The 9,340-nt window shown below is 70.9% G+C and carries 9 protein-coding genes; 4 read left to right on the top strand and 5 right to left on the bottom strand.

Annotation, left to right across the window (positions count from 1 at the left end; all coding sequences use genetic code 11):
- Window positions 1–38 precede the first annotated feature (38 nt).
- A complete protein-coding gene (locus D7Y21_RS38080; protein WP_121718322.1) occupies window positions 39–1,205 on the top strand; it encodes an iron-containing alcohol dehydrogenase in 1,167 nt (388 codons plus the stop codon).
- 10 nt (window positions 1,206–1,215) lie between these two features.
- Window positions 1,216–1,851, top strand: a complete 636-nt coding sequence (nth, locus tag D7Y21_RS38075; protein ID WP_121718321.1) for an endonuclease III — start codon at window positions 1,216–1,218, stop codon at window positions 1,849–1,851.
- 4 nt (window positions 1,852–1,855) lie between these two features.
- On the opposite strand, the gene D7Y21_RS38070 is transcribed toward nth, so the two are convergent.
- The 3 genes from D7Y21_RS38070 to D7Y21_RS38060 all read right to left on the bottom strand — a co-directional run bounded on the left by D7Y21_RS38070 (window position 1,856) and on the right by D7Y21_RS38060 (window position 4,240).
- Complete coding sequence (locus D7Y21_RS38070) at window positions 1,856–2,614, bottom strand: hypothetical protein (protein ID WP_147469499.1); 759 nt, start codon at window positions 2,612–2,614, stop codon at window positions 1,856–1,858.
- A gap of 141 nt (window positions 2,615–2,755) precedes the next feature.
- A complete protein-coding gene (locus D7Y21_RS38065; protein WP_199735572.1) occupies window positions 2,756–3,106 on the bottom strand; it encodes a hypothetical protein in 351 nt (116 codons plus the stop codon).
- Between the two features lie 108 nt (window positions 3,107–3,214).
- Window positions 3,215–4,240: an AraC family transcriptional regulator gene (locus D7Y21_RS38060; RefSeq protein ID WP_121718319.1), complete on the bottom strand. Its 1,026-nt coding sequence runs from the start codon at window positions 4,238–4,240 to the stop codon at window positions 3,215–3,217.
- Between the two features lie 60 nt (window positions 4,241–4,300).
- On the opposite strand from D7Y21_RS38060, the gene D7Y21_RS38055 reads away from it, so the two are divergent.
- Window positions 4,301–5,158: a hypothetical protein gene (locus tag D7Y21_RS38055; protein ID WP_233612452.1), complete on the top strand. Its 858-nt coding sequence runs from the start codon at window positions 4,301–4,303 to the stop codon at window positions 5,156–5,158.
- 41 nt (window positions 5,159–5,199) lie between these two features.
- On the opposite strand, the gene D7Y21_RS38050 is transcribed toward D7Y21_RS38055, so the two are convergent.
- Window positions 5,200–6,303: a hypothetical protein gene (locus tag D7Y21_RS38050; RefSeq protein WP_121718318.1), complete on the bottom strand. Its 1,104-nt coding sequence runs from the start codon at window positions 6,301–6,303 to the stop codon at window positions 5,200–5,202.
- A complete protein-coding gene (locus tag D7Y21_RS38045) occupies window positions 6,290–7,231 on the bottom strand; it encodes a hypothetical protein (protein WP_121718317.1) in 942 nt (313 codons plus the stop codon). The genes D7Y21_RS38050 and D7Y21_RS38045 overlap by 14 nt, the downstream gene beginning before the upstream one ends.
- Window positions 7,232–7,356: 125 nt before the next feature.
- Between D7Y21_RS38045 and D7Y21_RS38040 the strand changes: the two genes are divergently transcribed.
- Window positions 7,357–9,021, top strand: a complete 1,665-nt coding sequence (locus D7Y21_RS38040; RefSeq protein WP_120564226.1) for a M14 family metallopeptidase — start codon at window positions 7,357–7,359, stop codon at window positions 9,019–9,021.
- Window positions 9,022–9,340 lie beyond the last annotated feature (319 nt).

The raw sequence follows: 9,340 nt of genomic DNA, 5'->3' as shown, positions 1-9,340 counted from the left end.
CTACACCAACCGCTTCCCCGACGACGCGGCCTGGTGACATGCCCACCGCCCCCTTCGAGTTCGCCACCGCCACCCGCGTCCTCTTCGGCCCGGGCCGCGTCCAGGAAGTCCCCGACCTCGTGCGAGGACTCGGCGGCCGGAAGGTCCTGCTCGTCACCGGCACCAACCCTGCCCGCGCCGAACCCGTTCGCGCCGGGCTCGAACGGCTGGGCATCCCTTCCGCCGCCTTCCGCGTCCCGGGCGAGCCCACCGTCGAGCTCGCGCGTGAAGGCACCGCCGCCGCCGTGGACTCCGGCTGTGACACCGTGGTCGCCATCGGCGGAGGCAGCGCGCTCGACGCGGGCAAGGCCATCGCCGCGCTCGCCGCCAACGGGGGCGACCCGCTGGACTACCTGGAGGTCATCGGCCGGGGGCAGGCGCTGACGAAGCCGTCACTGTCGTTCGTGGCCGTTCCGACCACGGCGGGCACCGGCTCGGAGGTGACTCGCAACGCGGTGCTGGGCTCGAAGGAGGCCGGCGTGAAGGCCAGCCTGCGCAGCCCGATGATGCTCCCCCGCGTCGCCCTGGTGGATCCGGATCTGCTGGAGCATGCGCCCGCGGACGTGCTCGCGGCGGGCGGACTGGACGCGCTGTCGCAGCTCATCGAGCCGTTCCTGTCCATCCGCGCCCAGCCGCTCACGGACGCGCTCGCACGCGAAGGCATGCAGCGCTCGGCGCGCTCCCTGCGCAAGGCCGTGCTGCACGGCCCCGGCCCGGCGGAGCGCGAGGACCTGGCCATCGCCAGCCTCTTTGGCGGCCTGTGCCTCGCCAACGCAGGCCTGGGCGCGGTGCATGGCTTCGCGGCGCCTTTGGGCGGGATGCTCGGCGCGGCCCATGGCGCGCTGTGCGCCGCGCTGCTCGGGGCCACGCTGGAGCTGAACCTGGAGGCGCTGCGCTCGCGTGCTCCGGAGCACCCCGCCCTGCCCCGCTTCCGCGAGCTGGCGGTGCTGCTCACCGGCCAGTCCAACGCCCGCGCCGAGGACGGCATCACCTGGGTGAAGGACCTGGTCCACGCCGTGCGCATCCGGGGCCTGCGCGACATGGGCCTCACCGGCGCGGCCATCCCGGAGCTCGTCACCAAGGCCCGCGCCGCCAGCAGCATGAAGGGCAATCCGCTCCCGCTCACGGACGCGGAGTTGACGGCGCTCGTCGAACGGTCGATGTGAGGACCCACCCATGAAACCCGCCGCCCTCGTCCCCGTGGTGCTCGAACGCCTTCGCGAGAAGTACCCCGACGCGAAGTACGAGCTGAACTGGAACACGCCCTTCGAGTTGCTCGTGGCCACCATCCTGGCCGCGCAGTGCACCGACGAGCGCGTCAACCGCGTCACCGCCGAGCTGTGGAAGAAGTACGACGGCCCCCAGGCGCTCGCGGACGCGGACACCGCGGAGCTGGAGGAGGACCTCAAGCCCACCGGCTTCTTCAAGCAGAAGACCAAGACGGTGCAGGCCGTGAGCCGCGCGCTGCTGGACGCCCACAAGGGCGAGGTGCCCGACCGCATGGAGGACCTGGTGGAGCTGCCCGGCGTGGCGCGCAAGACGGCCAACGTCGTGCTCAACACGGCCTTCAATCAGGCCTCCGGCGTCATCGTGGACACGCACGTGGCCCGCGTCAGCCAGCGCCTGGGCCTGACGAAGCAGGAGAAGGCAGAGGCCATCGAGGCGGACCTGATGAAGCAGGTGCCCAAGGACGACTGGACCTTCTTCGGCCCCGCCGTGGTGCTGCATGGCCGCTACACCTGCGTGGCCAAGAAGCCCAAGTGCCCGGAGTGCCTCCTCAACGACGTGTGCCCCAAGCTGGGCGTGGCCTGAGCCGTCACAGGTGCGCGAGCACCGCCAGCGTCAGCACCCAGTCCAGGCCGGCCTCGAGGAAGTAGTAGGTGGAGCCGTCCAGCGAGGTGCCGAACCCGGTGCCCAGGTGGCCCAGGGGGCCCGCGAAGAACTTCATGCCCAGCTCGGCCCCCAGGTTGATGGGGGTGCGCCGCGAGGACGAGTCATCCAGGTACGGGCCCACCAGCGCCCGGCCATAGGGCGCGAACCAGTTCGTCACGAAGTGCTGGTAGCCCACGGTGGCGTTCAGCGACACCTGGTTCGGGCCCAGGCCCACGTTGGCGCCCAGCGTCAGCCGCCGCGCCTTGAGCCCCATGGGCTGCACGTTCACGTCCAGAGCCATGCCCATGCCGCCGTCGAACGGGACGCGCCAACCCAGCGCGAACTCCGTCGTCGACTTGTCGATGGAGAGCGCCTCGTAACGGAAGTGCGCCGCACCCGCCACGTCCCCGCGCGCGTCCTGGAGGTCCGCGAGCGCCAGCGTGGCCTCCTCCGAGTCCTCGTCATACGCCTTGCGCAGCGGCGGCTCCGCGCCGTCCAGGTCGCCCCTCGACAGCCGGTCCTTGCCCTGCGACAGGCAGGCGGACGAGGAGCCCATCGCGCACGCAAGCCCCAGTGCCCGGTCCGCATCCTCCGTCCGGTTGTCCACCTGGAGCTGCTTCGCCCAGGTCTCGCAGGCCCAGGCGCTCCCGCCGTCGCACTTCTCCTCCAGGGTGGGGACGCGCGTCATCTCGCTCGTCGTCACGCACGCCACCGTCAGCAAACACGGCAACAGGCACGACACACGGAGCAGGGACTGAAAGGGACCACGGAGGGCTGGGGCCGCAACCATGGTCCACATTCAAACACACCGCCGGACCTCGGCGTGTCCGGCGCGTTGCGTCTTTCAGCGTTCTTCCAGCGGCCCCTCCCCGTCGTGGAGGACGCCCGGGTTGCGTCCGATGTCCGGCCCGTCCCCGCTGCGCTCGTCGACCTTCTGCTCCTCGGAGGCCGTGTCACCCGAGCCGCCCACGCCTTCCCGGAAGCCGTCAGCGGCCTCGCGGCTGGACTCGCTGAGGCTCTCCGCGGCCCGGCTGGCGCCGTGCTGGACGTCCTTGGCGGCCTCGCCTACCTCCTGGCCGACCTGACGGGCGTTCTCGTTGACGGCCTGCTGCTGGCGCTCATTGCAGCCGGCCGTGAAGCTCACGGTTCCAATCACACCCAGCACGACGAGCCCGTTGAAGCGGCGTGTCCACATGGTCGTCTCCCCGAGGGTCCCGGCCCTCTGGCGTGAAACGTAGGCACGCCTGCGCCCCAACGAAGGCCTGGCTTCCCTCCCGGAAGGGCTCGGGGCGCCGCTTGCCTGTCAGCCCCCGGCAGCGCGGGTCTTGCGGAAGGCCTCCGGGGACGTGCCCCACCAGCGCTTGAAGGCGCGGTGGAAGGCGGCCGGATCCGCGTACCCCAGCAGGAAGGACACCTCCGCGATGGACATGCGCCGCTGGAGGTAGCCCTGGGACAGCTCGCGCCGCAGCGCCTCCACGATGCCCGCGTAGGTGCGCCCCTCCGCCGCCAGCTGGCGCTGCAACGTGCGGGGTGGAACGCGCAGGGCCCTCGCCACCGCGGCGAAGGAGAAGTCGCCTCCCGCCAGCGTCCGCCGCACCTGTTCGCGCACGCGGTCCGACAGGGTGTCCGCGACGGGCAGCCGCTCCAGGGCGCGGCGGGCGTGATGCTCGAACACGGCGTTGAGCAGCGCGTCCGCGTGGACGAAGGGCCGGTCCGCGTCCCCGGCGGAGAACTCCAGGTCGTTCGCCGGGGCGTTGAATTCCAGAGGACAGCCGAAGAGGGACTCGTGTTCGCGCAGGTCCGCGGGCGCCGGGTGGACGAAGCGCGCGCACAGGGGCCGCACGTCCGCGCCGGTGAAGACGCGGATGCCCGTGGCCAGCTGCACCAGCGCCACCTCCGCCAGATGCCGGTGCGCGGGCCGCCACGAGGGGCCCACGGGCGAGAAGCGCATGCGCACGCCGCGCGGCGTGTCCTCCACGACGAAGCGCTCGCCGTCGCCCCACACGCGCTGGTACCGGCAGCCGCGCACCATGGCCTCGCGGAGGTTGGCGCTGGTGAGGATGACGAGCGACGCGGGGTCGTCCGCGTCCATCACGTCCATGCCCGCCATGTGCAGCCCCAGGTTGTCATCCCCGGTGAGCGACACGGCCCGCTCCAGGATGTCGTCCAGCACGGCGTAGGGGATGCGCGCTTCCGGGTCGCCCAGGTCCGACCACCGCAGCCCCACCTCCTCGCAGAGCCGCTCCGCGGGAACGCCGCGCTTCGCCGCTGCGAGCAGCCCCTGCCGGGCCAGGCGGGCGGAGAGCGAAGGGGGAGCGGAGGACGCCACGAGCAGGGACGCTAGCGACCGTCTGGCGCGGGCGGCAAGCCGTTCTGGCGCCAGCGGTCAGTGCATCGCACGCACGCGGGCGGCACCTTGTCCCGCATGGACTCCACCGCCACCGAGCACCCCGCCCTGCTGCCCCGCCTGCACCTCTTCGAGCTGATTGATCAGCCCTGGTATCCGCGGGCGGCGCGCAACCTGTCCACGGACTACCTGCACGCGGTGTCCACGCGAATGGGGTTGTTCGACGCGGCGGCGGACGTGCTCGCGAAGGGGCTCCATGCGTCCGGCACGGACACGCTGGTGGACCTGGGTTCCGGCGGCCAGGGGCCCGTGCCCCGCCTGCAGAAGCTGCTGGAGGCCCGCCACGGATTGAAGACGCGGGCGGTGCTCACGGACCTGTACCCCAACGCCGAAGCCGCCGAGCGGGCACGGGCGGAGGGCGCCACGTACCTGCCCCGGCCCGTGGATGCGCGGCAGGTGCCAGAAGACCTGCGCGGCATGCGGACGCTCTTCAACGCCCTTCACCACTTCCGCCCGGAGGAGGTGCGCGAGGTGATGGAGGACGCACAGCGGCAGGGCGAAGCCTTCGCGGCCTTCGAGGTCGTGCACCGCACGCCGGGCGGAGTGCTGGGCACGCTGCTCGTGCCGCTGCTGGTGCTGCTCTTCACGCCGCTCATCCGGCCGCTGACGCCGCTGCGCCTGCTGCTCACCTACGCGGTGCCGGTGGCGCCGTTGGCGCTCGCTTGGGACGGGCTGGTGTCCACGCTGAGGGCCCACAGGCCGGAGGAGCTGAAGGCCCTGACCCAAGGCCTCCAGCGTCCCGGCTACACGTGGGAGGTGGGCGTGGTGCGTGAGAAGGGCAAGGGCGCCGTCACCTATGTGCTCGGGATGCCGGGCGCGGAAGGTCTCGATGCGGGCTGACACCTCCCAGCGCGTGCGCGTGTCCCGCAGCGGGTCCAGCCTCAGTCCTCCGTCTCTTCATCCGAAGGCGCCGGCTCCTGAGGGAACTCGTCTTCGGGGTCGTAGGCGTCGCTCTCGTCCATCCCCGTCTCATCCTCGGCGGGTTCGGCGCTGGGCTCGTCCTCTTCCGTCGTCTCCTCTTCTGGGTCGAAGGCATCCCGCTCGTCCAGCGGTGGCCCTCCCAGGAGGGGGGCGTGGACGGTCGCGGGCTTGTCGAACCGCAGACGGACCGGCGCCTTCTCCGGCTTCGACTCGCATCCCCGCGCATCCAGGAACAGGTCCAGCGCGACCACCTCGTCCCAGCGCTGGCTGTCCGCGAGCTCGACCCTCTCGGTGAAGGTCTTCGTCGCCCCGGCCGCCAGGCTGCGCATGCTCAGGTTGTTCGCCAACACGGAGGCCCTGTCCTCGCTCACGTCCTCGTCCTCTCCATACCCCTGGACGCAGACCTGGGCATTGATGCGCCGCCTGCTCACGTTCTTCAGCGTGTATCGGAGTTGGTACTCGTCGCCTTCGCCGCCCTGCCACAGCGTGACGCCGGACAGCTCGATTTCTTCCGGCTCCAGCGCTCCTGGCCGCCGGGGGGCCGGCGCGTCCGCGGCGGCGGGCTCTCCCGTGGCACGCAGTCGCAACGGCTCGCTGGCCGCCTGGAAGTCGGCCCCCTCGCAGCGCATCCCCTTGACCGTGAACAACAGCACCGTCAGGACCGAATCCCAGTCCTCCTCCGGCAGGTAGATGTTGTCGTTGAAGACGTCGTCCGTGCCGCCCTTCACGGTGATGCTTCCCAGGCTCCGTTCATGGGTGACGAAGCCCCTCTCGTCGAGCAGCGCCAGGCAGGCCTCCCCACGTCCCTGCGCCGTCCCGGGGTTGGTGAGCGTGTACGTGACGTTCACGAAGTACGGGTTCCGCTTGAGCGTCACGCCGGAGAACTTCAGCGGCTTCGCCACCGGCTTCGTTTCTGGGACACCCGCCTGGGCCACGGCCACCACGCCCGCGTCCACCGGCGCGCTCGCCCGCGGCTGTTCCTTCTTGCAGCCCGCCCCCCACAGCGCCGCGCTCCCCACGAGCCACGCGCACAGGGCCCGCACCCGCCAGTCACTCCGCATCATGAGGAACCTCTTCACCGCGGGCCTCCGCCGGGGGGGTGACGGGATGGCCCGGGCCGCCTGCCCCATCCGACATCACGCAGCCATAGGGGCCCACGAAGTAGCGCAGCACCGTCGCCTCCTCCCAGTGACTGGCGCGATGAAAGGCGACGGGGGCCGTCTGGGTCGCCGAAGCCTTGGGGGCCAGGTCGAACTCCCCGACATCGACCTCTTCCAAGGCGCGTGAGCCCTCTTGCGCATAGGCCCGCAGGCACCCCGACCCCGAGGCCCGGTGGTCACTCACGTTCTTCACCGTGAACGTGAGGGAGGGGCCCGCCGGAGTCCCGGTCTGGCGCAGCTGGAGGCCGGACACCGCGAAGTTCTCCGCCAGCGACTCCGGCGGTGGATCGGGCAGCGGCAGGTCCGCGGGCGCGGGGGTTCCCGTCGGGAGCATCCGGAAGGGCTCACTGGCCGGCTTGAGGGGAGTGTCGGAGCAGGAGTCGTTGGACGCCGTCGTGAAGAGCCTCAAGGAGTGGACCTGGTTCCACTGCAGATCGTCCACGTGCGTCCGGTCCTCGAACGTGTCCTCCAACCCGCCCTTCACGGTGATGCTCCCCAGCCACCGGACCTCGATGGCCAGTTCGTGCGCGTCGAGCAGCATCAGGCACACCTTCCCGCGCGCCTGCGCCGTGCCCGGGTTGGTGAGCGTGTAGGTCACGGTCACGTCGCCGTCTTCCACGCGCTGGAGCCCCACGTTCGAGAAGCGCAGCGGCTTCGCCACCTTCTCCACCGGCCCCGCCGCCGGCATGCCCGCGTCCACCGCCACGACGCCCGCGTCCACCGGTGCGCTCTCAACGGGCTGTTCCTTCTTGCATCCCGTGGCCCACGCCACCGCGAGCCCCAGGAACAGCACGCCCCACGCGTGCCCTCGCCGCTGATCACTGCGCGTCATGAAGCCCCCTCCACTGCACTCTTCCGTCGGGGTTTCATATGGGACACCGCCACGGCGCGGCAAGGCAGCCCCACGTCGCGCGTGCTTGACGCGGCAGGGCCGGAGCGCTCGGATGCGCGGCACCTATGCCCACTCCCAAGCTGCTCACCCGCGCGGAAGCCACCGACTACCAGGAAACGTCCCGCAGCGCCGACGTGGTTGCCTTCGTCGACGCCCTCTGTGCCCAGACGAAGCTCGCGAAGCGCGTGGACTTTGGCCAGAGCGGTGAAGGTCAGCCGCTCATGGCGCTCATCCTCAGCGACCGAAACTGCTTCACGCCGGAGCTGGCGCAGAAGCAGAAGAAGATCGTCGTGATGGTGGAGGCCAACATCCACGCCGGTGAGGTGGAGGGCAAGGAGACCCTCCAGGCGCTCGCGCGCGACCTCACGCTCACGTCCCTGGGCAAGAAGCTGTTGGACCGGCTGTGCCTCGTGTTCGTCCCCAACTTCAACCCGGACGGCAATGATCGCATCAGCAAGGGCAACCGCGCGTTGGATTTGAAGAACCTGGAGGGCCAGGTGAACCCGCCCGGTGGCGTGGGCATGCGCTACACGGGCGAGGGCTGGAACCTCAACCGCGACAACATGAAGCAGGAGGCGCCGGAGACGCGCGCCATGGCCAAGCTGTACCAGACGTGGTGGCCGCACCTCTTCGTGGACTGCCACACCACGGACGGCAGCATCCACGGGTTCGATCTCACCTTCGACATCCCGCACGGCAACGCGGACCTCATGCACATGTCGCGGGACTTCAACCGCGAGCTGGCCGAGCGCGTGTCCGCCGCCGTGAAGAAGAAGCACGGCTTCGACAGCTTCTGGTACGGCAACTTCCTCAAGGAAGGCGACCCGACCTCCGGCTGGCACACCTACCCCGCGCTGCCCCGCTTCGGCAGCCACTACCGGGGCCTGCTGGGCCGGCTGGACGTGCTGCTGGAGACCTACAGCTACATCGACTTCCCCCGCCGCTGCGCCGTCATCCGCGCGTGGGTGCTGGAGCTCATCCGCGACGCCGCCCGCTACGCGAAGGACTACCGCACCGCCACTTCCTTCGAGGAGGCCGCCATCATCGCGCGCGGCAAGTCCCCTGACGCGAAGGAATGGGTGGGCATCAACTTCGGCGTCGCCCAGCGCGACGCGGAAGGGGCGCTGGTGTTCGACTACCCGGCCTACGTGCTGGGCAAGGACATCGCCGCCATCAACTCCTTCGACGAGGCCAGCATCCAGGCGCGCCGCTACCCGGGCAAGCGCAAGAAGGTCTACAAGACGCCGCACTACCGCACCTTCGTGCCCACGCAGTCGGTGAGCACGCCGTCCGCGTACCTGGTGCCCGCGTCGCTCGCGTCCCGGCTGGAAGGCCACGGAATCCGCTTCGAGAAGCTGGCCAAGGCGCAGCGCTTCCAGGTGGACAGCTACCGCATCGCCCGCCGCGAGCAGACCTTCAGCCCGGACGTCGCCGCCAACGTGCCGCCCCCCGGCCAGGACGAAGTCCCCTTGAGCCAGAAGCCCAAGCCGGTGCGCTTCGAGACCATCCTCACCGTGGCCCCCGAGCGCTCCGAGCGCGAGTTCCCCGCCGGCACCCTCAAGGTCCCCACCGACCAGCGCACGGGCACGCTCATCACCTACCTGCTGGAGCCGCACTCGGACGACGGCTTCTGCCGCTGGCAGTTCCTGGATGACAGCCTCACCGTGGGCGAGCTGTACCCCATCCACCGCGTCGTGGAGGCCACGCGCCCCCCCCTGAAGGTGGAGTAGGCAGTACACCGCCGGACGCCTCCTCGCCCCCGGGTTTGTCAGCCCCGGGGGCATTGGCCCTAGACTGGAGCCCGCAGGACCCGCGGAGATGGTGCGGGGGCACGCGGGAGGCCCCGGATGGCTGGCATGCGGCAAACGCCCCGAGGCACGCGCCCTCCGGGGCGCACAGGCGTAGCGCGCGTCTGGGGACTCGTGGCCCTGGCCCTCTGCATGGCCCTGGGCTTCGTCGCCGTGCGCGTCTGGAAGCAGCGGGGCTCCGGGCCGGAGACGCCCGCGCTGTGGCTCACGGATGCCACCCACCGTCCCCTGGAGGTGCGGC

Source organism: Corallococcus sp. AB045, assembly GCF_003668895.1.
GTDB lineage: Bacteria > Myxococcota > Myxococcia > Myxococcales > Myxococcaceae > Corallococcus > Corallococcus coralloides.
This window is presented reverse-complemented; position numbering and strand designations above follow the sequence as displayed.